Source organism: Streptomyces canus (genome assembly GCF_030815415.1).
In the GTDB taxonomy this organism is placed as follows: Bacteria; Actinomycetota; Actinomycetes; order Streptomycetales; family Streptomycetaceae; genus Streptomyces; species Streptomyces canus_F.
The window spans coordinates 3,663,884-3,684,942 of the sequence record NZ_JAUSWW010000001.1 but is presented as its reverse complement, the minus strand read 5'-3'; the positions used below and the strand labels follow the sequence as shown (position 1 = coordinate 3,684,942).

Annotated in this window: 20 protein-coding genes, 1 pseudogene and 1 riboswitch; of the genes and pseudogenes, 13 read left to right on the top strand and 8 right to left on the bottom strand. The window is 69.4% G+C overall.

The genetic code is table 11. The features are described from left to right. Positions 1 to 11: 11 nt before the first annotated feature. Positions 12 to 1,328, bottom strand: coding sequence for a 3-phosphoshikimate 1-carboxyvinyltransferase (aroA, locus tag QF037_RS16845; RefSeq protein ID WP_307026079.1), 1,317 nt, complete (start codon positions 1,326 to 1,328; stop codon positions 12 to 14). A gap of 123 nt (positions 1,329 to 1,451) precedes the next feature. Beyond that, on the bottom strand, positions 1,452 to 2,165 hold the full coding sequence (locus QF037_RS16840; RefSeq protein ID WP_307026078.1) for a M50 family metallopeptidase: 714 nt from the start codon (positions 2,163 to 2,165) through the stop codon (positions 1,452 to 1,454). A gap of 50 nt (positions 2,166 to 2,215) precedes the next feature. On the opposite strand from QF037_RS16840, the gene QF037_RS16835 reads away from it, so the two are divergent. Next, positions 2,216 to 3,031 (top strand): SOS response-associated peptidase, encoded by an 816-nt coding sequence (locus tag QF037_RS16835; protein WP_307026076.1) that lies wholly within the window; start codon positions 2,216 to 2,218, stop codon positions 3,029 to 3,031. A 14-nt stretch (positions 3,032 to 3,045) separates the two neighbouring features. Here the strand turns inward: QF037_RS16835 and QF037_RS16830 are convergent. Next, a pseudogene (locus tag QF037_RS16830) lies at positions 3,046 to 3,387 on the bottom strand (RNA-guided endonuclease TnpB family protein); the annotation flags it as partial. 208 nt (positions 3,388 to 3,595) lie between these two features. Between QF037_RS16830 and QF037_RS16825 the strand changes: the two are divergent. The 9 genes from QF037_RS16825 (at position 3,596) to QF037_RS16785 (ending at position 12,749) form a co-directional block, all read left to right on the top strand. Next, the gene (locus QF037_RS16825; RefSeq protein ID WP_307026074.1) at positions 3,596 to 4,225 is read left to right on the top strand and encodes an alpha/beta hydrolase family protein; all 630 of its coding nucleotides are present in this window, start codon (positions 3,596 to 3,598) and stop codon (positions 4,223 to 4,225) included. A gap of 257 nt (positions 4,226 to 4,482) precedes the next feature. Next, a complete protein-coding gene (sigR, locus tag QF037_RS16820) occupies positions 4,483 to 5,166 on the top strand; it encodes an RNA polymerase sigma factor SigR (RefSeq protein WP_266822218.1) in 684 nt (227 codons plus the stop codon). Next, positions 5,163 to 5,468: a mycothiol system anti-sigma-R factor gene (gene rsrA / locus QF037_RS16815; protein ID WP_307026071.1), complete on the top strand. Its 306-nt coding sequence runs from the start codon at positions 5,163 to 5,165 to the stop codon at positions 5,466 to 5,468. Before sigR ends, rsrA begins: the two co-directional genes overlap by 4 nt. 127 nt (positions 5,469 to 5,595) lie before the next feature. Continuing rightward, positions 5,596 to 6,885, top strand: coding sequence for an HD-GYP domain-containing protein (locus QF037_RS16810; protein WP_307026069.1), 1,290 nt, complete (start codon positions 5,596 to 5,598; stop codon positions 6,883 to 6,885). Then, positions 6,882 to 8,114, top strand: coding sequence for an HD-GYP domain-containing protein (locus tag QF037_RS16805; RefSeq protein WP_307026067.1), 1,233 nt, complete (start codon positions 6,882 to 6,884; stop codon positions 8,112 to 8,114). The genes QF037_RS16810 and QF037_RS16805 overlap by 4 nt, the downstream gene beginning before the upstream one ends. Before the next feature lie 105 nt (positions 8,115 to 8,219). Then, the gene (locus QF037_RS16800) at positions 8,220 to 9,200 is read left to right on the top strand and encodes a tetratricopeptide repeat protein (RefSeq protein WP_307026065.1); all 981 of its coding nucleotides are present in this window, start codon (positions 8,220 to 8,222) and stop codon (positions 9,198 to 9,200) included. 149 nt (positions 9,201 to 9,349) lie between these two features. Then, complete coding sequence (gene def / locus QF037_RS16795) at positions 9,350 to 10,000, top strand: peptide deformylase (protein ID WP_307026063.1); 651 nt, start codon at positions 9,350 to 9,352, stop codon at positions 9,998 to 10,000. 290 nt (positions 10,001 to 10,290) lie between these two features. Next, a complete protein-coding gene (gene cyc1, locus QF037_RS16790) occupies positions 10,291 to 11,376 on the top strand; it encodes an epi-isozizaene synthase (protein ID WP_307026062.1) in 1,086 nt (361 codons plus the stop codon). Then, the gene (locus tag QF037_RS16785) at positions 11,373 to 12,749 is read left to right on the top strand and encodes a bifunctional albaflavenone monooxygenase/terpene synthase (protein WP_307026060.1); all 1,377 of its coding nucleotides are present in this window, start codon (positions 11,373 to 11,375) and stop codon (positions 12,747 to 12,749) included. The genes cyc1 and QF037_RS16785 overlap by 4 nt, the downstream gene beginning before the upstream one ends. A gap of 4 nt (positions 12,750 to 12,753) precedes the next feature. On the opposite strand, the gene QF037_RS16780 is transcribed toward QF037_RS16785, so the two are convergent. Next, the gene (locus QF037_RS16780) at positions 12,754 to 13,719 is read right to left on the bottom strand and encodes a helix-turn-helix domain-containing protein (RefSeq protein WP_307026058.1); all 966 of its coding nucleotides are present in this window, start codon (positions 13,717 to 13,719) and stop codon (positions 12,754 to 12,756) included. Between the two features lie 92 nt (positions 13,720 to 13,811). Between QF037_RS16780 and QF037_RS16775 the strand changes: the two genes are divergently transcribed. Both QF037_RS16775 and QF037_RS16770 read left to right on the top strand, forming a co-directional pair. Beyond that, the gene (locus tag QF037_RS16775; protein ID WP_307026056.1) at positions 13,812 to 13,985 is read left to right on the top strand and encodes a hypothetical protein; all 174 of its coding nucleotides are present in this window, start codon (positions 13,812 to 13,814) and stop codon (positions 13,983 to 13,985) included. A 27-nt stretch (positions 13,986 to 14,012) separates the two neighbouring features. After that, complete coding sequence (locus QF037_RS16770; protein ID WP_307026055.1) at positions 14,013 to 14,789, top strand: hypothetical protein; 777 nt, start codon at positions 14,013 to 14,015, stop codon at positions 14,787 to 14,789. Here QF037_RS16770 and QF037_RS16765 read toward each other — a convergent pair. Genes QF037_RS16765 through QF037_RS16755 form a run of 3 tightly spaced genes read right to left on the bottom strand, consistent with a single transcriptional unit; the run spans position 14,782 to position 18,701 of the window. Then, a complete protein-coding gene (locus tag QF037_RS16765) occupies positions 14,782 to 15,207 on the bottom strand; it encodes a hypothetical protein (RefSeq protein WP_307026053.1) in 426 nt (141 codons plus the stop codon). The genes QF037_RS16770 and QF037_RS16765 overlap by 8 nt on opposite strands. A 60-nt stretch (positions 15,208 to 15,267) precedes the next feature. Continuing rightward, complete coding sequence (locus QF037_RS16760) at positions 15,268 to 16,275, bottom strand: ribonucleotide-diphosphate reductase subunit beta (protein ID WP_307026051.1); 1,008 nt, start codon at positions 16,273 to 16,275, stop codon at positions 15,268 to 15,270. 56 nt (positions 16,276 to 16,331) lie between these two features. Then, positions 16,332 to 18,701 (bottom strand): ribonucleoside-diphosphate reductase subunit alpha, encoded by a 2,370-nt coding sequence (locus QF037_RS16755; RefSeq protein ID WP_307026049.1) that lies wholly within the window; start codon positions 18,699 to 18,701, stop codon positions 16,332 to 16,334. 127 nt (positions 18,702 to 18,828) lie between these two features. After that, a riboswitch (cobalamin riboswitch) is annotated at positions 18,829 to 18,957 on the bottom strand. 283 nt (positions 18,958 to 19,240) lie between these two features. Here QF037_RS16755 and QF037_RS16750 point away from each other — a divergent pair. Next, positions 19,241 to 20,413, top strand: coding sequence for an RNA-guided endonuclease InsQ/TnpB family protein (locus QF037_RS16750; protein WP_307026047.1), 1,173 nt, complete (start codon positions 19,241 to 19,243; stop codon positions 20,411 to 20,413). A 22-nt stretch (positions 20,414 to 20,435) separates the two neighbouring features. Here QF037_RS16750 and QF037_RS16745 read toward each other — a convergent pair whose 3' ends face one another. Then, on the bottom strand, positions 20,436 to 20,993 hold the full coding sequence (locus tag QF037_RS16745; protein ID WP_307026045.1) for a GNAT family N-acetyltransferase: 558 nt from the start codon (positions 20,991 to 20,993) through the stop codon (positions 20,436 to 20,438). Between the last annotated feature and the right edge of the window lie 66 nt (positions 20,994 to 21,059).

Genomic DNA, 21,059 nt, shown 5'->3' with positions numbered 1-21,059 from the left:
TGTCTAGGCCCCTACGCCCCGAGCATCCCGGTCCACAGTCCGGGGAAGTCCGGCAGGGTCTTGCCCGTCGTCGCCACGTTCTCGATCTGCACGCCCTCCACCGCGAGACCGATGATCGCGCCGGCCGTCGCCATACGGTGGTCCTCGTACGTGTGGAAGATCCCGCCGTGCAGACGGCGCGGGCGGATGTGCAGTCCGTCGGCCGTCTCGGTCACATCACCGCCGAGCTCGTTGATCTCCTTGGTGAGCGCGGCCAGGCGGTCCGTCTCGTGCAGACGCAGATGGGACACGCCGCGCAGCGTCGAGGGGGAGTCGGCCAGTGCCGCCACCGCCGCGATGCCCGGAGTCAGCTCGCCGACCTCGCCCAGGTCCACGTCGATACCGTGGATCGCACCCGAACCGGTGAACACCAGGCCGTACTCGGTGAGTTCGCAGGAACCGCCCATCTCGGTGAAGATCTCCCGCAGCCTGTCACCGGGCTGGGTGGTGCGGCTCGGCCAGTCGGGGACGACGACCTTGCCGCCGGTCACCAGGGCCGCCGCCAGGAACGGCTGGGCGTTGGAGAGGTCCGGCTCGATCGTCAGGTCCCGGCCGAGCAGCGCACCCGGCGTGACCCGCCAGACGTTGGGCTCGCCGCCCGACTCCGGGGTGTCGACCTGGGCGCCGACCGCGCGCAGCATGTCGACGGTCATACGGATGTGGGGGAGCGAGGGGAGGGTGGAGCCCACATGACGGACCTCCACGCCCTGGTTGAAGCGGGGGCCGCTCAGCAGCAGCGCGCTCACGAACTGCGACGACGAGGACGCGTCGATCTCCACCGGGCCACCGTCCAGGGCCCCGCCGCCGTGGACCGTCAGCGGCAGTGCGCCGCGGCCGTCGTCGTCGATGCGGGCGCCGAGGACGCGCAGGGCGTCGATGACGCCGTTCAGGGGGCGCTCGTACGACCTCGGGTCGCCGTCGAAGCGGATCTCGCCGTCGGCGAGGGCGGCGACGGGGGGGAGGAAGCGCATGACGGTGCCGGCGTTGCCGACGTGCACCGTGGCGGGGCCGCGGAGGCCTGCCGGCAGGACGCGCCAGGACTCGCCCGTGCCGTCGGGGCCCACGCCTTCCTCGATGCCCACGCCCATTTCGCGGAGGGCCGCGGCCATGAGGAGGGTGTCCCGGGAGCGGAGGGGGCGGCGCAGCCAGCCGGGCTCGCTGGCGAGGGCCGCGAGGACCAGGGCTCGGTTGGTGACCGACTTGGACCCCGGTACCTGGACCGTTGCGTCGACGGCTCCGGTCGCATAGGGGGCGGGCCAGAGGGCGGTGTCTGCGGGGTTCAAAGCCATGGGGTCCACTTTAGTAGGGGGTTGCCTGTCGAGTGCTGCGCCATCGTGGCTGGTCGCGCCCTGCGGCGGAGCCGCTGACAGATACGGCCCCGCGCCCCTGTGATGAGCGCCTTCGGGGCTGCATCACACCTCCAGCAACCACCGGCCGCCGCCTATCAGTGAGCACAGGCTCACCGCGTGGAACAGGAACAACCACAGGCCCGCCGGTACATGCGTCAGGCGTGACAGCTGGTCCGCGTCCGAGTCGCCGGCCCCTCCCCGCACCCGCTTCGCCTGCAACTCGAAAGCGGGACGGACGCCGCCCGTCAGCAGGAACCACACCGCCGCGTACGCGAAGGCCGCCTGGACCTGGGGGCCCGAAAGCCAGGACACCACCACGAACGTGGCGCCGGTGACGACGACGGTCAGGGCGCCGTACGCGTTGCGGATCATCACCAGCATCGCCACCAACAGGGCCGTGGCCACCCAGAGCAGCAGGGTGATGCGGCCCGTGGCCAGCAGGGCCGCGCCGCCCAGGCCCAGCAACGGGGGAGCGGTGTAGCCGGCCGCCGCGGTGAGGATCATGCCGATGCCGTGCGGCTTGCCCCGGCTGACCGTGAGGCCGCTGGTGTCGGAGTGCAGCCGGATACCGGTGAGGGTGCGACCGGTGAGCAGGGCGATCAGACCGTGGCCGCCCTCGTGGGCGATGGTGATGGCGTTGCGCGAGACACGCCACAGACCGTGCGGGACCACTATGGCGAGCGCCGCGACCAAGGTGGCCAGAACCACCCACAGGTCGGGGTCGGGCTGGGTGCCGATCAGCTCGTCCCAGAGAGAGGTCGCTGTGCTGGTGTCCATGTTCGGCGGTGGCTCCCTTTGGTCATACGGAGTCTGGCAGTGTGGCACGTATGTGCGGACGGTATGCAGCGAGTCGTGGGCCCGAGGATCTCGCAGGAATCTTTGAGATCGAGAAGTGGGAGCCCGAGGAGACACTGGCCCCCGACTACAACGTGGCCCCTACCAAGGAGGTCTACGCCGTCCTCGACCGTCCTCTCAAGGACGCGGATGATCCACGCCCGGTTCGCCAGTTGCGCACGCTCAAGTGGGGACTGGTGCCGAGCTGGTCGAAGACCCCCGAGGGCGGCGCCCGGATGATCAACGCCCGCGCCGAGACCGTCCACGAGAAGCCGTCGTACAAGCGGGCCTTCTCCTCCCGCCGTTGCATCATCCCCGCCGACGGCTACTACGAGTGGGTCACCGCCAAGGCGGAGCGGGACCTGGAGGTCGAGGGCAAGAAGAAGCGGCCGCGCAAGCAGCCGTACTTCGTGCTGCCGGCCGACGGGTCGGTGTTCGCGATGGCGGGGCTGTACGAGTTCTGGCGGGACAAGACCCTCCCGGACGACCACCCGCAGGCCTGGTGGGTGACCTGCTCGGTCATCACCACCGAGGCGGAGTCCACCCCGCTCGCGATCGCCCCGGCCGACGGACCGTACGCCCTCGCCGACATCCACCCCCGGATGCCGCTGATGCTGACGCCGGACCGCTGGGACTCCTGGCTGGACCCCTCCCGCACCGACGTCGAGGACCTCCGCTCCCTCCTGGAGCCGCCCCCGGCAGGGCTGATGCGCGCCTACCCGGTCTCCACGGCCGTCAGCAACGTCCGCAACAACGGACCGGAGCTGCTGACCGAGCTGGAGGGGCCCGAAGAGGGCACACTCTTCTGACCCGACTGCCCCCTCCCTCGCGGGAAGAGGGATTCCTGGCTCAGGCGGCGATCTTCTGGTACGCGGTCGTACCGGGACAGTTGCTGCCGGGCCTTCCTGCCGTGGTCGGGGTGTGGGAGGTCGTGGCCGTCGCTGGTCGTGGTCGCGATCTCTTTCACGCCCCAGTCGATGCCGAGCACCCGTCCAGTGGGAGGGTTCAGCGTCGGAGTGGCGTCGCGCTTCTTCTTGTGGCCAGGTAGGCCGGCCCGCTGCCTGACAGGCAGCCGGTCCTTGATGTCCTTCAAAGCCTTGGCGCGGGACTTCCAGAAATCTCGGATGAGTTGCCGCTGGGGCACCGAGGAACCCTCGGCCAGCCAGGGCGTGACGTTGGTTCTCGGTCCCGATGGGCTGGTCCGACTTCCTTCCACCAGGTGACCGTATGTGCGACTCCCGTACGCCTGTGCTGCCTTTTTGGCGTGATCACCCCAACCGGTGATCAGTCGCGGGCGTGTTCCTGAGGTTCCTCTGTCGGGGGCATCCGCCTGGACTCGTGCCGACGTGGGGCATCCTCGCCAGGTGACGAATATGACCACCGAGATCATCGGTACGGATGCCGGCGACGCCCGCATCACCTGGCACCCCGCGCAGAAGGCACGCCTCGTGCTCGCCGTCAGCCATGGTGCCGGCGGAGGGATCGAGGCGAGGGATCTGCAGGCCCTCGCGGGGACTCTCCCGGACCACGGCGTGAGCGTCGCGCTCGTCGAGCAGCCCTGGCGGGTGGCGGGCAAGAAGGTGGCGTCTCCGCCGAAGACCCTCGACGTGGGATGGCGGGGGATCTGGCCCGCCGTGGCCGGGCCGGGGCTGCCCGTCGTCTCCGGCGGACGCAGCGCCGGGGCCCGCGTGGCCTGCCGCACCGCCGTCGAGCTGGGCGCCGCCGCCGTGCTCGCCCTCAGCTTCCCCCTGCATCCGCCCGGCAGGCCCGAGAAGTCCCGCGCCCACGAACTGCTCGGGTCCGGGGTGCCCACGCTGGTCGTACAGGGCGGCAACGACCCCTTCGGGAGGCCGGAGGAGTTCCCGGACGGCGCTCATGAACTGGTCGAGGTGCCGTACGGGGATCATGGGTTCGCGGTGCCGAAGAAGGCGGACCTCACCCAGGAACAGGCCGTGACACTCATCACCGACGCGGTGGTGAAGTGGGCCGGGTCACTCGGGTAAAGGCTCGGGAATGCTGAGCTCCGGAGCTCTGTTGTGGCGGACAGAAGTGCTGAAGAACCAGCACCGACCGTCGTAGAGAGGAAGTCCGCCGCATGGGTTCGACCATCTGCCCGAGCCGCAGCAGCCGCGCTGACCTGGACTGGACGGTGCTGCACGCGGCCAAGACCGGCCCTATTCGGGCGGCGGGCGGACCGGATCGTGTTCTATCCTCCGATTCTGGTGGGATCGGTTTCGGTCCTGCCCGCAATCTTGAGGAGGTGGGTCCGGTTCCCGGTACCGACGCAGGGACCGAACACGGCCAGGCGGAGCAGCCCGAGGGCCAGGGCACGAGCACGGAGACCACCTCGGAGCGCACCGCGCGCTTCGAGCGGGACGCGCTCGAATTCCTCGACCAGATGTACTCGGCCGCCCTGCGCATGACGCGCAACCCGGCCGACGCCGAGGACCTGGTGCAGGAGACGTACGCCAAGGCGTACGCGTCCTTCCACCAGTTCCGCGAGGGCACCAACCTGAAGGCCTGGCTGTACCGGATCCTGACCAACACCTTCATCAACTCGTACCGCAAGAAGCAGCGTGAACCCCAGCGCTCCGCGGCCGAGGAGATCGAGGACTGGCAGCTCGCACGTGCCGAGTCGCACATGTCGACCGGTCTGCGCTCCGCCGAGTCGCAGGCGCTCGACCACCTGCCCGACTCGGACGTGAAGGAAGCGCTCCAGGCGATCCCCGAGGAATTCCGCATCGCCGTCTACCTGGCGGACGTCGAGGGCTTTGCGTACAAGGAGATCGCGGACATCATGGGGACACCCATCGGTACGGTGATGTCCCGGCTGCACCGGGGCCGCCGTCAACTGCGCGGCATGCTCGAGGACTACGCCCGTGAGCGCGGGCTGGTCCCGGCCGGCGCCGGAGAGTCGAACGAAGCGAAAGGTTCGGGCTCATGAGCTGCGGAGAGCCGCACGAGACGGACTGCAGTGAGGTACTCGATCATCTCTACGAGTTCCTCGACAGTGAGATGCCGGACGTCGACCGCGACAAGTTCAAGCAGCACTTCACGGAGTGCTCGCCGTGCCTGGAGAAGTACGGCCTGGAAGAGGCCGTGAAGAAGCTGGTCAAGCGGTGCTGCGGTCATGACGACGTCCCCACCGACCTGCGCTCCAAGGTCCTGGGGCGGCTCGATCTGATCCGCTCCGGGCAGGCGGTGCCCGACCACGACATCACCGCGGCCCCGGCCCAGGAGGCCTGAACTCCCTTCGAGGAACGGGCTGTCGTCACTCGAACGTGCTAATCCGCGGGTAATCGGCCCGCGGAACCCCCTCTTGCCCTCCTAGGCTCCGAAGCTGAGCCGGCTCGGGAGATCTCAAAGGGGCGTCATGGAGGGGACAGCGGCACGGGCACGCGTGTACGTGGTCGGTGTCGCCCTCGGCGCCCTGTACTGCGTGCACGCGTTGCCGGCGGTGACCGCCCCCTGGTGGGCGGTTGCCCTGCTCGCCGCCCTCTATGCCGGGGGCGAGCGGTTGTCCGGCACCTTCTACCCCGTGCTGCTCGCCGCGGCCTTTCTGCTGCCGCCCCCCGCCGCCGCGCTCGTCGCGCTGCCGGGGGCGCTGCTCTCCCCGGTCGTGCAGCGGCCGCACGCGATCCACCGGATCTGGCGGGCCGCCCAACTCGCCGTCGCCGTCTGGGTGGCGTCCCGGGTGCACTGGACGCTGGGCGGCAGGGACGCCGTCGTGGCCCCCGACTTTCCCTACGTGCTCGTCCCGGCCGGGGCGGCCGTCATCGCCTTCTGTCTGGTGCTCACCGTTCTGGACGGTGGCATCCTGGCGCTCGCCGAGCGGGTGCCGGTACGACTGGCCTGGCGCGGTCTCTTCGTACGTTCCCTCGCACCGATCGCCGTGCACGGGCTCGCCGGGCTGATGATGGCCGTGCTGTGGCGCAGCCCGTACGGGCCCGTCGCCGCGCTGCTCGTGCTGCTGCCGATGTGCGTGTCCTGGTGGGCCTTCGCCCAGTACCACCGGGAACAGGCCGCCCATCAGGCCACCATCCGCGCACTCGTGCAGGCCGTCGACATCAAGGACGAGTACACCCGCGGACACAGCGAGCGCGTCGGCCAGGCCTCGATGATGATCGCCCGTGAACTAGGCATGGACGAGGGCCGCGTCGAGGTGCTCCGGTTCGCCGGGATCCTCCACGACGTCGGCAAGCTCGGCGTGCCGACACGGCTGCTGCGCAAGGACGGGCCGCTGACCCCGGAAGAGCGGCGCGTCATCGAACTGCATCCCGAGTACGGGCACGAGATGGTGCGGGGGATCTCGTTTCTGGGGGAGGCGCGGGCTGCCGTCCTGCATCACCACGAGCGGCTGGACGGGAGCGGGTATCCGTACGGGCTGGTGGGGAGCCAGATCCCCGAGTCCGCGCGAGTGGTGGCGGTCGCCGACGCCTTCGACGCCATGACGTCGACGCGGTCCTATCGCCGGGCGCGGCCTGTCGCCACCGCGCTGGAGGAGCTGGAGCGCTGCGCGGGGTCGCAGTTCGACCCGCGGATGGTCACGGCGCTGGTGCGGGCGCTGAGCAGACACGGCTGGCGCCCCGCGGTGACCGCGGACGAGGAACGCCCACCGAGGCCCCGACGCCCGGTCTCCAGCCGCCCCGAAGCGCACCGATGAGGTGGCCCCGGCTGCTTGTGCATGGTTCGGCGGGGGTTCTCGCTCTTGTGTCGCTCGGGGTCGTTCTCTGGACGGGGCTCGAGGAGCGCGGGGTCGCGCTGGCCTTCGGGGTGCTGATCACCGGCGGGGAGCTCGCGCGGTGGACCGGTGCCCGGGTCCGGGAGGCCGCGCCGCTCGGGGCCGCCGGGGCGCTGGCGTACGCGCTGCTCGGGGCGGACGCCGGGCGGCCCACCACGCACGGGGTCCTCCAGGTGATCACCGTCGTGCTCGCCGCCGCGCTCCTCGCCAGCGTGCCGCACATCGCGCGCGGGCAGGGGCCGATGATCGACCATCTCTCGCGGCGTCTGCTCAGCACCGCCTTCTGCGCCGTCTGCTTCCAGCCCCTCTACAACCGGGGCGTCCAGGACGACTGGGCCGGACCGGCGTACGCCCTCGTCCTGATCGCGCTCCTCGCCCTCACGGCACTCTGCGACGCCGTGCTCGCCGCCGCACTCGCGCACTCCCGCACCCGCTGGCCCTTCGCCCCGCTGCTGAGGCACGAGCTGCGGGCCCTGCTCGGCATCGGGTCCGCCGTCTGCGCGACCGGCGCGGTGATGGCCCTCGCGGTCGCCGTCGTCGGACTGTGGGCGCTGCCCGTGTTCTCCGTGCCCCTCCTCCTCACCCAGCTGGCCTTCCGGCGGTACGCCGCCGTACGGACCACCTACCGGCAGACCATCGCCTCCCTCGCCAGGGCCACCGAGATCGCCGGGTACACCCCCGCAGGGCACGCCCGCCGCGTCGCCGAGCTCAGCAAGGCCGTGGGGCGGGACCTGGGGCTGACCGGGCCCGATCTCACCGTCCTGGAGTACGCCGCCCTCATGCACGACATCGGGCAGCTGAGCCTGATCGACCCCGTCCCGGCGGGGGCCACCGCGGGGCTGCCCACCGAGGAGCAGCGGCGGATCGCCCTGCTCGGCGGGGCCGTCGTACGGCAGACGGGGGTGGACGGCACGGTCGCCGTGGTCGTGGAGCGGCAGGCCGACCCCTACCGGCAGCAGCCTGTCGCCGCACGGATCGTGCGGGCGGTGAACGCCTACGAGGAGAAGGCGCGGGAGGCCGGACCCGGCGGGCCCCTCACCGCCCTGGAGGAGCTGCGGCTCGCCACCGCGGGGGACTACGCGCCCGAGGTCGTGGAGGCGCTGGCCCGGGTGCTGGCCAGGGACAGTCTTACCCTGCCCTCGGTTGGGTAACCCATGGGTAATGAGCGCCCTTCCAGCCGCGCATGGTTGGATGCGAAGAAGAGGGTGTCCGGGGGCGATGGCCAGCCCACTGAACGGAACTGGCAGGCGGGAATCGTGAGGATCTTCGGCAAGGGACGGCACCGGCCCTCCGCCTCCTGGCGGCAGGCCACAGACCGCGCGTTCACGCTGATCGGCGACGGTCGGTACGAGGACGCGGGCGCGCTGCTGACGCGCGCCGCCGATCTGGAGCCCTGGCTGTCCGAGTCCTGGTTCAACCTCGCCCTGCTGCACAAGTTCCGGCACGACTGGGAGCAGGCGCGGGCCGCGGGCCTCAGGGCCGTCGCGCTGCTCGACCGGGAGACGGGCGCACCCGACTGGTGGAACGTCGGCATCGCGGCCACCGCGCTCCAGGACTGGCCGCTGGCCCGGCGGGCCTGGCAGGCCTACGGGCTGCGGGTGCCCGGCGGGGCCGCGGACCCCGGGGAGCCGGCCGGCATGGACCTCGGCAGCGCCGCCGTACGGCTGTCCCCGGAGGGGGAGGCCGAGGTGGTGTGGGGTCGGCGGCTGGATCCGGCCCGCATCGAGGTGCTGTCGATCCCGTTGCCGTCGTCCGGGCGGCGCTGGGGTGAGGTCGTGCTCCACGACGGGGTGCCGCACGGCGAGCGGACCACCGCTGCCGGGCACTCGTACCCCGTGTTCGACGAGATCGAGCTGTGGGCGCCGTCGCCGGTGCCGACGTGGGTGGTGCTGCTGGAGGCCGCGACGGAGGCCGACCGGGACGCCCTGGAGCAGCTCGCCTCCGACGCGGGGTTCGCCGCGGAGGACTGGTCGTCTTCCGTTCGGCTGCTGTGCCGGATGTGTTCCGAGTCGCAGATGCCGTCAGACGAGGGCGACGGGGAGCATCTCGATCCGCATGACCACAGCGAGCCGGGGCATCCGGGGCCGCTGGGGCATCGGACGGACGGGCAGTTGTGGGTGCCGGAGCGGGAGTGTGGCGTCGCGGCGCCGGCCGCGCTGGTCCGGGGGCTGCTGGACGGGTGGGTCGCCGACAGCCCGGATTCCCGTGACTGGCGTGATCTGGAAGAGGTCTGTTAGGCCGTCTTTCGGCTGCTGGTCCGTGGTGGACTGGTCGCGCCCACGCGCCGGAGCCGCATATCGGACACTGCCCCGCGCCCCTTCAGGGCGCGCTCCCCTTACCCTGTATTCGCAGAATTCCCATGGTTTCAGGAAGGCATACGTCGGTCATGGCGCAGCAGGACACCGATCAGCAGCACGCGGGCGTGCTCCCCGTGGACGACGAGGGCTTCGTCATCGACACCGAGGAGACCGAGGAGCGGGAGAACGGCTGGCGGGAGCGTGGGACCTCGCGGCCCATCACCGTCGTCGGGAATCCGGTGCTGCACAAGGAGTGCAGGGACGTCACCGAGTTCGGCGCGGAGCTGGACCAGCTGGTGGCGGACATGTTCGCCTCGCAGCGCACCGCCGAGGGCGTGGGCCTGGCCGCCAACCAGATCGGCGTCGACCTGAAGGTCTTCGTGTACGACTGCATGGACGACGAGGGCAAGCGGCACGTCGGCGTGGTCTGCAACCCCAAGCTCGTCGACCTGCCCGCCGACCGGCGTGTCCTGGACGACAGCAACGAGGGCTGCCTGTCCGTGCCGACCGCGTACGCGCCGCTCGCCCGCCCCGACTACGCGGAGCTGACCGGGCAGGACGAGAAGGGCAACCCGATCAAGGTCCGCGGCACAGGGTACTTCGCTCGGTGTTTGCAGCACGAGACCGATCACCTTTACGGATACCTCTACATCGACCGGCTCTCCAAGCGGGAACGCAAGGACGCGCTGCGGCAGATGGCCGAGAACGAGCCCCGCTACCCCGTGGTCGCCAACGACTGAGACCTCTCGGGATCACTCAAGTCCCTTGCGCACGGCGTCTGTTCAGGTTTCCCTCGCTGACCAGGCGCCGTTCGTCTGTCCGTCGCACGTTCGATCGGATGTGCTCCCTTAGCGGTCCAGATTGAGTCACACAAGGGGGGATTCTCGGCACTGTGGGGTAGTGAATGGTGCAAATGCGTTCCCAGATCGGTCAGTTGTGGTGCTGAATGGGAAGTGCGGGGATACGCAACGGCGCACGCCCGGCACTGCGGGAGGGGCGCGCGTAACTGACGGCTGAGAGGGGTTAGTTCGTGCATGCTTTCTCACACGGCACCACAGCGACACCGACAGCGATCGCGGTCCCGCCGTCGCTCTCTCTCCCGATGATCGAGGCGGCGTTTCCCCGGCAACTCCACTCGTATTGGCCCCAGCTCCAGGAGAAGACACGCACCTGGCTGCTGGAAAAGCGGCTCATGCCGGCGGACAAGGTGGAGGAATATGCCGACGGTCTTTGCTACACGGACCTCATGGCGGGCTACTACCTGGGCGCCCCCGACGAGGTCCTCCAGGCGATAGCGGACTACAGCGCGTGGTTCTTCGTCTGGGACGACCGGCACGACCGCGACATCGTCCACCGCCGGCGCGGTGCCTGGCGGCGGCTCAAGCACCGGCTGCACGCGGCACTCGACTCCCCCGGGGAGCACCTGCATCACGAGGATCCCCTGGTCGCCGCGTTCGCCGACACCATGGTGCGGCTGTACGCGTTCCTGCCCGGCACATGGAACGCACGGTTCGCCCGGCACTTCCACTCGGTGATCGAGGCGTACGACCGGGAATTCCGCAACCGCACGGAAGGTGTGGTGCCGACCGTCGAGGAATACCTCGCGCTGCGACGCCTCACTTTCGCGCACTGGATCTGGACCGATCTGCTGGAGCCGAGCGCGGGCCGGGAACTCCCGGACCGGGTGAGGAAACACCCGGCATATCGGCGGGCGGCACTCCTGAGCCAGGAATTCGCCGCCTGGTACAACGACCTCTGTTCGCTGCCGAAGGAAATAGCGGGCGACGAGGTCCATAATCTCGGGATCAGCTTCATCAAACACGAGGGGCTGACGCTCGAGGAGGCCATAAGGGAAGTCCGGCGACGGGTCGAGGAATGCGTCAGTGAATTCCTTGTCGCCGAGAAAGCAGCCCTGCGGTTCGCCGCGTCGCTCGACGACGGAACCCTGCGCGGAAAAGACCTGAGCGCCACCGTACGGGCCTGCGTCGGCAATATGCGCAACTGGTTCAGCACCGTCTACTGGTTCCACCACGAGTCCGGCCGCTACATGGTCGACAGCTGGGACGACCGGTCCACACCCCCGTACGTCAACAACGAAGCGGCAGGTGAGAAATGACCGTCGAGTCTGTGAAGCCCGAAGCCCCGGTGACACCGGGGCCCGGGCCCCTTGAACCGGTCCTCGCGGGAGGGGCCGTCCCGGTCCTCGGGCACGGGCTGAAACTGCTGCGGGATCCGCTGGCCTTCATGTCCCAGCTGCGCGACCACGGCGATGTCGTGCGCCTCAAGCTCGGACCCAAGACGGTGTACGCCGTCACCACGCCGGCCCTCACCGGGGCCATGGCACTCAACCCCGACTACGTCATCGACGGGCCGCTGTGGCAGTCCCTGGAGGGCCTGCTCGGCAAAGAGGGCGTGGCCACCGCCAACGGTCCGCGGCACCGGCGGCAGCGGCGCACCATCCAGCCCGCCTTCCGGCTCGACGCGATCCCCGGATACGGGCCGATCATGGAGGAGGAGGCGCACGCGCTGACGACGCGCTGGCAGCCCGGGGAGACCATCGACTGCACCTCCGAGTCCTTCCGGGTGGCCGTGCGCATCGCGGCCCGCTGTCTGCTGCGCGGCGACTTCATGGACGAGCGGGCCGAGCGGCTGTGCGTCGCGCTCGCCACCGTCTTCCGGGGCATGTACCGGCGGATGGTCGTCCCGCTCGGACCGCTGTACAACCTCCCCCTGCCGCCCAACCGCAAATTCAACGCGGCCCTGGCCGATTTGCATCTGGTGGTCGACGAGATCGTCGCCGAGCGCCGCACATCTGGTCAAAAGCCGGACGATTTGCTGACGGCATTGCTGGAGGCGAAGGACGACAATGGCGACCCCATCGGGGAACAGGAGATCCACGACCAGGTGGTCGCCATACTCACCCCGGGCAGCGAAACAGTGGCCTCCACGATCATGTGGCTGCTCCAAGTGCTCGCGGAACACCCGGAACACGCGGACAGGGTGTGCGAGGAGGTGCAATCCGTAACGGGCGGCCGTCCTGTCGCATTCGAGGATGTCCGGGCGCTGACCCACACGAACAATGTCGTCGTCGAGGCCATGCGTTTGCGCCCCGCCGTGTGGATATTGACGCGCCGGGCGGTCGCCGACACGGAACTCGGCGGGTATCGCATTCCGGCCGGTGCCGACATCGTCTACAGCCCGTACGCGATCCAGCGCGATGCGAAGTCGTACAAGGGCAACCTGGAGTTCGACCCCGACCGCTGGCTTCCCGAGCGGGTCAAGGAAGTGCCGAAATACGCCATGAGCCCGTTCAGCGTGGGCAACCGCAAGTGCCCAAGCGACCACTTCTCCATGGCGCAGCTGTCACTGATCACGGCGGCGGTCGCGACGAAGTACCGCTTCGAGCAGGTGTCGGGTTCCGACGACGGGACGCGGGTGGGCATCACGCTGCGTCCGCACAAGCTGCTGCTGCGGCCCCTCGCGAGGTGACCGCTCAGGCCGCTTCCGGCCCCCTGAACGCCCTTCGGTAGGCGTTCGGGGTGGTCCCCAGCGCCCGGACGAACTGGTGGCGCAGTGCGGCCGCGGTGCCGAACCCGGTTCGGCCCGCGACCGCGTCCACCGTCTCGTCGGTCGCCTCCAGCAAGTGCTGGGCCAGCAGCACGCGCTGGCGCAGGATCCAGCGGTAGGGAGTGGTGCCCGTCTCCTGCTGGAAGCGGCGGGCGAAGGTGCGCGGGGACATGTGGGCGCGGTCGGCGAGCTGCTCGACGGTGACGTCCTCGTCGAGGTGGTGCTCCATCCACACCAGCACCTCTCCGACGGTGTCGCACGAGTTCTTCGGCAGGGGCCGCTCGATGTACTGCGCCTGTCCGCCGTCCCGGTGCGGGGGTACGACCATGCGCCGGGCGATCTTGTTGGCGACCTCGGGTCCCTGTTCCTTGCGCACGATGTGCAGACAGGCGTCGATGCCGGCGGCGGTACCGGCGGAGGTGATCACCGGGTCCTCGTCGACGTACAGGACATCGGGCTCGATGACCGCCCGCGGGTTGCGTACGGCGAGCTCGTCCGCCTGCCGCCAGTGCACACTGCAGCGCCGCCCGTCGAGGAGACCGGCGGCGCCGAGCACGAAGACGCCGGAGCAGACGCTGAGTACCCGGGCGCCCCGGTCGACGGCCCTCCTGAGCGCGTCGAGCAGCTCGGGCGGATAGTCGCGCACGACATAGTCCGCCCCCGCGGGGACCGCGATCAGGTCGGCCTCCTCCAGCCGCTCGAGGCCGTACGGCGTGCCCACGGTGAGGCCGCCGACATGCGTGGTCAGCGAAGGACCCTCCGCCGAGGCGACCGCGAAGTCGTACGTCGGCAGGCCCTCGTCGCTGCGGTCGATGCCGAACACTTCGCAGATCACCCCGAGTTCGAAGGGGTGCACGCCGTCGAGCAGTACGGCCGCCACGTTTTTCAGCATGGTGTCAGTATGCCTCGGAAGTGGCAGTAAATCGAGGTTGTACGGCAGTCCTGCCACTGTTGGTAAGGAGTGTCCGGCGCGACAGTGGTGTCATGACTACCGCACAGACAGAGGGACTGATCGGAATGCTCATCGTTCTCGGAATCCTGGTCCTGCTGGTCACCCCCGCCGTGATCGGCATCGTCCGCGACCGCCGCATGGACCGCCAGATCAAGGCAGCCCAGCAGCACAGGGGCACCTCACGGCGGCTGGCTCGCACCGTCTAACCTCTCCTGCACCGACAGGGGAGGATCATGAGACACAGAACATGGGCCGTGGCAGGCGGGACGGCAGCGCTCGTACTGCTCACGGCCACGGGGGCGCACGCCGAGGGGAAGGGCGACATCCGGGTCACGAAGACGGTCGTCAATGGCGGCGGCAACGTCATCGTCGGCACGGCGAAGACCGTCAAGTACCCGGTCGCGATCACCATCAAGGACGACTCGGGCGTCAAGAAGATCACGGATCTCTTCACGTTCAACAAGACCAACGGCTACGGCTTCGCGACCTGGGACGGCGACTCGTCCTGCGTGAAGAAGAGTTCGACGACGTCGGTGTGCACGGGTACGGTCACGATCGACCCCGGCTGGATCGCCGACAGTGACGACATCGACAGCAACAAGGTCGCCGGCGTCTGGCGGGTCGACGCCACCGTCAAGGCGAACGACGGCGACTACTGGATCTCGGACGACATCGCCCAGTACAAGGTCAAGCGCGCCTCCAAGCTCACGACCGACGCCACCCCCGAGCCGGTCGCCAAGGGCGCGAAGCTCACCATCAACGGCAAGCTCTCCCGGGCCGACTGGGAGGACCTCAAGTACCACGGCTTCACCGGCCAGGAGGTCAAGCTCCAGTACCGCCCGGCCGGCGCCGCCCACTACAGCACGGTCAGGACCGTGAAGACGGGCGACGCCGGAAAGCTGAGCACCAAGGTCACCGTCACCTCGGCCGGCAGCTGGCGCTGGTACTTCCCCGGCACGACGACGACCGCACGTGTCGTGTCGGTGGGGGACGCGGTCACGCTCAAGTGATCACCACGGTGACCGACCAGTCCTGAAGGCCCTTGCAGGACACCTTGCCGGTCTCGGCGGCGCACAGCGGTCGCGAGGAGCTGAGCTTCGTGCGGCCCGCCGAGACCGCTTCGAACGCCGCGTTCGCGTCGCCCGGCAGCAGGACGATGCCGCTGTTGGCGGCTTTCAGCCCGCTGCCCTCGGCGGTGACCGGTGTCCACGGCCGGTTCTTCGCCCCGTCCAGGGCGACCCGGAGCGTGCCGCCCACCGCCAGGCAGACCGTGCGGCCATTGTCGGCGGCGTGGAGTTCCGGTACGGACGTACAGCCCGAAGGCGACGGCGACACGGAGTCACCGCTGTCACCTCGGTCGCCGCCGGTCTGGGTTCCGCACCCGGCCAGCAGCAGGACTGTGACCGCGAGAGTCGCGATACGGCGCATGAAGAATCCCTCCTCACCGTTGTGACGTAACAGCGGCGAGGAGGGATCCACGATCCTCGGTCAGAAGTCCTCGTCCAGGTCGACCGTGCCCTCCACGGCGACCTGGTACGCGGACGGACGGCGCTCGAAGAAGTTGGTCAGCTCCTGGACGCCCTGGAGCTCCATGAAGGAGAAGGGGTTCTCGGAGCCGTAGACCGGGGCGAAGCCGAGGCGGGTGAGGCGCTGGTCGGCGACGCACTCGAGGTACTGGCGCATCGACTCGGTGTTCATGCCCGGCAGGCCGTCACCGCACAGGTCGCGCCCGAACTGGAGCTCGGCCTCGACGGCCTCCTTCAGCATGTCGACGACCTGGTCCCTGAGCTGGTCGTCGAAGAGCTCCGGCTCCTCCTTGCGGACGGTGTCGACGACCTCGAACGCGAAGGACATGTGCATGGTCTCGTCCCGGAACACCCAGTTGGTGCCGGTGGCGAGGCCGTGCAGCAGGCCGCGGCTGCGGAACCAGTAGACGTAGGCGAAGGCGCCGTAGAAGAACAGGCCCTCGATGCACGCGGCGAAGCAGATCAGGTTGAGAAGGAAGCGGCGGCGGTCGGCCTTCGTCTCCAGGCGGTCCAGCTTCTCGACCGAGTCCATCCACTTGAAGCAGAACTCGGCCTTCTCACGGATGGAGGGGATGTTCTCCACCGCGTCGAAGGCGGCCGCACGGTCCTCCGGGTCGGGGAGGTAGGTGTCCAGAAGGGTCAGATAGAACTGGACGTGCACGGCCTCCTCGAAGAGCTGGCGCGACAGATACAGGCGCGCCTCCGGGGAGTTGATGTGCTTGTAGAGGGTCAGGACCAGGTTGTTCGCGACGATCGAGTCACCCGTCGCGAAGAAGGCCACCAGGCGGCCGATCATGTGCTGTTCGCCCTCGGACAGCTTCGCCAGGTCGGCGACGTCCGAGTGGAGGTCGACCTCCTCGACGGTCCAGGTGTTCTTGATGGCGTCCCGGTAGCGCTCGTAGAAGTCCGGGTAGCGCATGGGGCGCAGAGTCAGCTCGAAGCCGGGGTCGAGCAGGTTCTGGTCAGTCATAACAGCCGGCGCGGAGCGCCGTCCTCCAGGGGTGGTGGTCGGGTGGCGGGCGGGAATTACTGGCAGGCCTCGCAGGACTCGGGGTTTTCCAGGGAGCAGGCGAGGGCCTCTTCGGAGGTCACCTGCTGGACGGGGACGGTCTTCTCGGGCTGGGCCTGCGCCTGGGCCGCGCGGGCGATCCTCGTCGCCGGGCGCGAGCGCAGGTAGTACGTCGTCTTCAGGCCCTGCTTCCAGGCGTACGCGTACATCGAGGAGAGCTTGCCGATGGTCGGCGTCTCCAGGAACAGGTTCAGGGACTGCGACTGGTCGAGGAACGGGGTCCGGTCCGCCGCCATGTCGATCAGGCCGCGCTGCGGGATCTCCCACGCCGTGCGGTACAGGTCGCGGACGTCCTGCGGCACCCAGGTGAAGCCCTGCACCGAGCCGTTGGCCTCGCGCAGCGCCTCCCGGGTCTGCGCGTCCCAGACGCCGAGCTTCTTCAACTCGGCCACCAGGTAGGAGTTGACCTGGAGGAACTCACCGGACAGTGTCTCGCGCTTGAAGAGGTTCGAGACCTGGGGCTCGATGCACTCGTACACCCCCGCGATGGACGCGATGGTGGCCGTGGGGGCGATCGCCAGCAGGAGCGAGTTGCGCATGCCGACCGCCGCGATGCGTTCCCGCAGTGCCGCCCAGCGCTCCGGCCAGGTGAGCTCCACGTCGTAGTGGTCGGGGTGCAGGACACCCTTCGCGGTACGGGTCCGCTCCCACGCCGGCAGCGGGCCGTTGCGCTCGGCCAGGTCGGCGGAGGCCTCGTACGCGGCGAGCATGATGCGCTCGGCGATCCGGGTGGAGAGCGCCTTGGCCTGCGGGGAGTCGAAGGGCAGCCGCAGCTTGAAGAAGACGTCCTGGAGGCCCATCGCACCCAGGCCCACCGGGCGCCAGCGGGCGTTGGAGCGGCCCGCCTGCTCGGTCGGGTAGAAGTTGATGTCGACGACCCGGTCGAGGAAGGTGACGGCGGTGCGGACGGTCTCGTCCAGCCGCTCCCAGTCGATGTCGTCGCCGAGCACGAACGCGCCGAGGTTGACGGACCCGAGGTTGCAGACCGCCGTCTCCCCGTCGTCGGTCACCTCCAGGATCTCCGTGCACAGGTTGGACGAGTGGACGACGCTGCCCGCCTCGGCCGTCTGGTTGGCGGTGCGGTTGGCGGCGTCCTTGAAGGTCATCCAGCCGTTACCGGTCTGCGCGAGGGTGCGCATCATGCGGCCGTACAGGTCACGGGCCGGGATGGTCTTCTTGGCGAGGCCCTTCGCCTCCGCCTCGCGGTACGCCGCGTCGAACTCCGCGCCCCACAGGTCCACCAGCTCGGGCACGTCGGCGGGGGAGAACAGGGACCACTGTCCGTCGGCGTTCACCCGGCGCATGAACTCGTCCGGGATCCAGTGCGCGAGGTTCAGGTTGTGCGTACGCCGGGCGTCCTCACCGGTGTTGTCCCGCAGCTCCAGGAACTCCTCGATGTCGGAGTGCCAGGTCTCCAGGTAGACCGCGGCCGCGCCCTTGCGCCGGCCGCCCTGGTTCACGGCGGCGACCGAGGCGTCGAGTGTCTTCAGGAACGGGACGATGCCGTTGGAGTGCCCGTTGGTGCCGCGGATCAGCGAACCGCGGCTGCGGATGCGGGAGTACGACAGTCCGATGCCGCCGGCGTGCTTCGAGAGACGGGCGACCTGGTGGTAGCGGTCGTAGATGGAGTCCAGCTCGTCCAGCGGGGAGTCGAGGAGGTAGCAGGACGACATCTGGGGGTGCCGGGTGCCGGAGTTGAAGAGCGTGGGGGAGGAGGGGAGGTAGTCGAGGTGGCTCATGAGCCGGTAGAGCGCGGCGACTTCGTCCATGGCCCGGGCCGTGTCGTCCTCGGCGAGGCCGGACGCCACCCGGAGCATGAAGTGCTGGGGGGTCTCGATGACCTGGCGCGTGATCGGGTGCCTCAGGAGGTAACGGCTGTGCAGGGTGCGCAGACCGAAGTAGCCGAAGCGGTCGTCGGCATGCGCGTCGATCAGGGCGTCGAGCCTTGCGGCGTGCACCCGGACGAACTCCGCCGTGCGGTCCGCGATCAGGCCCTCACGGTGGCCGACCGCGACCGACTCGGTGAAGGTCGTGACGCCCTGCGAGGCGGCCTCGGCGGCGATGCTGATCGTCAGCAGCCGGGCGGCGAGCCGGGAGTAGGCGGGGTCCTCGGAGATCAGCCCCGCGGCCGCCTCGGTCGCCAGCTCGCGCAGCTCCGACTCGTCGGCCCGGGCGGACCGGCCGCGCAGTGCGGCGGCGGCGACCCGTCCGGGGTCGGCGTCGGGGAGGTCGGCGGTCAGCTCGGTCAGGGTCCGCAGCAGCGCGGTTCCGGGACCGTCGGTCTCCGCCTGCGTCACTGAAGCCGGGTCGACTGGCGCGATGGTCACGTGGGGGCTCTCCCTCGCTCGGCACGGGGGCCTTGCGGAGGGCAGGGGGCAGCACACGAGCGCACGGGGCGTCGCGTCCACCGGCCCACTCCACGAGGCCCGGACGTCTTGGCACCCGGGCCACGGCGGCCTGGGCACACTGTCGACAGGTCCTCGGACTGACTCTCAAATGCGCTTATGCACACATGAGTACACCGTTGCGGGACAGTTCCGGATTCGCACCGGATTCCCCTGCGGCGACAGCGAGCATGAGCATACATCTTGTGCCGGGTTCAGTTGGCACCCCTAGATGTTGTGTCGCGGCGATTTCAGCGTGATCTTGCGAGGAACCCCGGGCGTTCACGCCCGGGAGGAATGGCATCCCAGGACTGCGACGCGGAGCGTCACCGAGCCGTGTCGCTGGGCGCGAGCGCCTGGAATGCCGTCGGCGGAGTCGAATGAGAGCCATGAAACGAACGCGCGGTCGAGGGATCACCCGGTCAAGCGGAATACCTACGCGCGTAGTCGGCGGGCGTGTCCGGGTGGTTAGGGTCGTGTTCATGAAGCTGGTGGTGCGGGTGAAGCTGTTGCCAACGCCCCTACAGGCGGAAGCACTTGAGGCGACCCTGCACGCCTGCAACGAGGCCGCCACGTGGGCCGCCCGGGTTGCTTTCGAGGAAAATGAGCGCAAACCGCTGGGTCTGCGCAAGCACGCCTACCTTCCGATCCGGCAGCGGTGGGAGCTGGGAGCGCAGGCCGCCCAGCACGCGATCAAGAAGACCTGCGACGCCTACACCACCTTGAAGGCCAACCTGCGGGGCGGCCGCTACGGGCGGCCCGGCTCCCAACGCCACACCCGCGTCCTGGGCAAGCCGGTCGCCTTCCGGCCGGATGCCGCCCAGCCCTACGACGACCGGATGCTGTCCTGGCAACACCAGCGGCGCACCGTCTCGATCTGGACCACCGGCGGCCGGATGAAGGACCTTGCCTTCACCGGACAGGCCGAGCAGCTGGCCGTGCTCGCCGCGCACCGCAGGGGCGAGTCCGACCTGGTGTGTCAGGACGGCGTCTGGTTCCTCATCGCGACCTGCGAGATCGACGAGAAGGCGCTGAACGCGGACCCGACCTCCTTCCTGGGGGTCGACCTGGGCATCGTGAACATCGCGGTGACCTCGGACGGGACCCGGCACTCCGGCCGGAAGATCAACCGGCGGCGTGAGCAAGACCGCAAACTACGCTCCAAACTGCAGAAGAAGGGTACGAAGTCCGCGAAGCGGCGTGCGAAGAAGTACGCGGGCCGTGAGGCTCGCCGCACCAAGGACATCAACCACAAAATCTCGAAGCAGGTCGTGGCGGAGGCTGAACGCACCGCACGCGGGATCGCCCTGGAAGACCTCACGGGCATCCGGCAGCGGGCACGGCTGAGGAAGCCCCAACGCGCCGCGCTCCACTCCTGGCCCTTCGCCCGGCTCGGCGCCTTCATCGCCTACAAGGCGAAGAAGGCCGGGGTGCCGGTGGTGTACGTCGATCCGGCGTACACCAGCCAGGAATGCTCCCAGTGTCACCACATCGCACGCGGCAACCGGCCCTCCCAGGCCGTCTTCGCCTGCCGGTCCTGCGGCTTCGTTGAGCACGCGGACCTCAACTCGTCCCACAACATCGCCCACCGCGGGTGGATGGCGTGGGTCTGCGGGGCCCAGTCAACGGCCCCAGAACTCACGCTCCTCGCGTGAGCTCAGGACGCAGCCGATCCCATCACAGCCAGTGATGACTCGAGCAGCAAGCCCGGTCGTTCACGACGGGTGTAGTTGACAGAGTCAACTCGTAGGTGAGGAGCGTGAACTCGACGCCCTCGATCGGGTTCCAGTCGCGTGCGGGGGCGCGGGTGAAGCCGAGGCGTTCGTAGACGCGGTGCGCGGCGTGCATGATCGGCTGGGTCGACAGGACCATGCCGGTGCAGCCGTCGGCGGCTTTCGCCCGGTCGACGCAGGTACGCACGAGGGCTTCGCCGGCTCCTCTGCCGCGGGCCGCCCGGGACACGGCCAGCATGCGGATCTCGGCCTCCCCGGGGCGGGAGAGCTCCGCCATGGGGCCGCCGGCGGCGACGTAGGTGACGGTGCCGATCGGCTCGCCGCCGAGGAGGGCCACGAGTACCTCGGCCGCCGCGGCTCGTTTGGCGACGTCTCTCAACTCGCCCAGGTACCAGTCGCTGTTGCCGAAGGCGAGGAGGCCGTCCAGGAGGTAGGCCTGGGCCGTGATCTCGCCGATCGTGTCGTATTCGGTGGGGTCCGCTGCCCGGATCTCGATGTCCATGAGGGCGAGTGTGCCCGACCGGCACGCCGACGGGCCGCCGGATTTCCGGCGGCCCGTCGATCACCG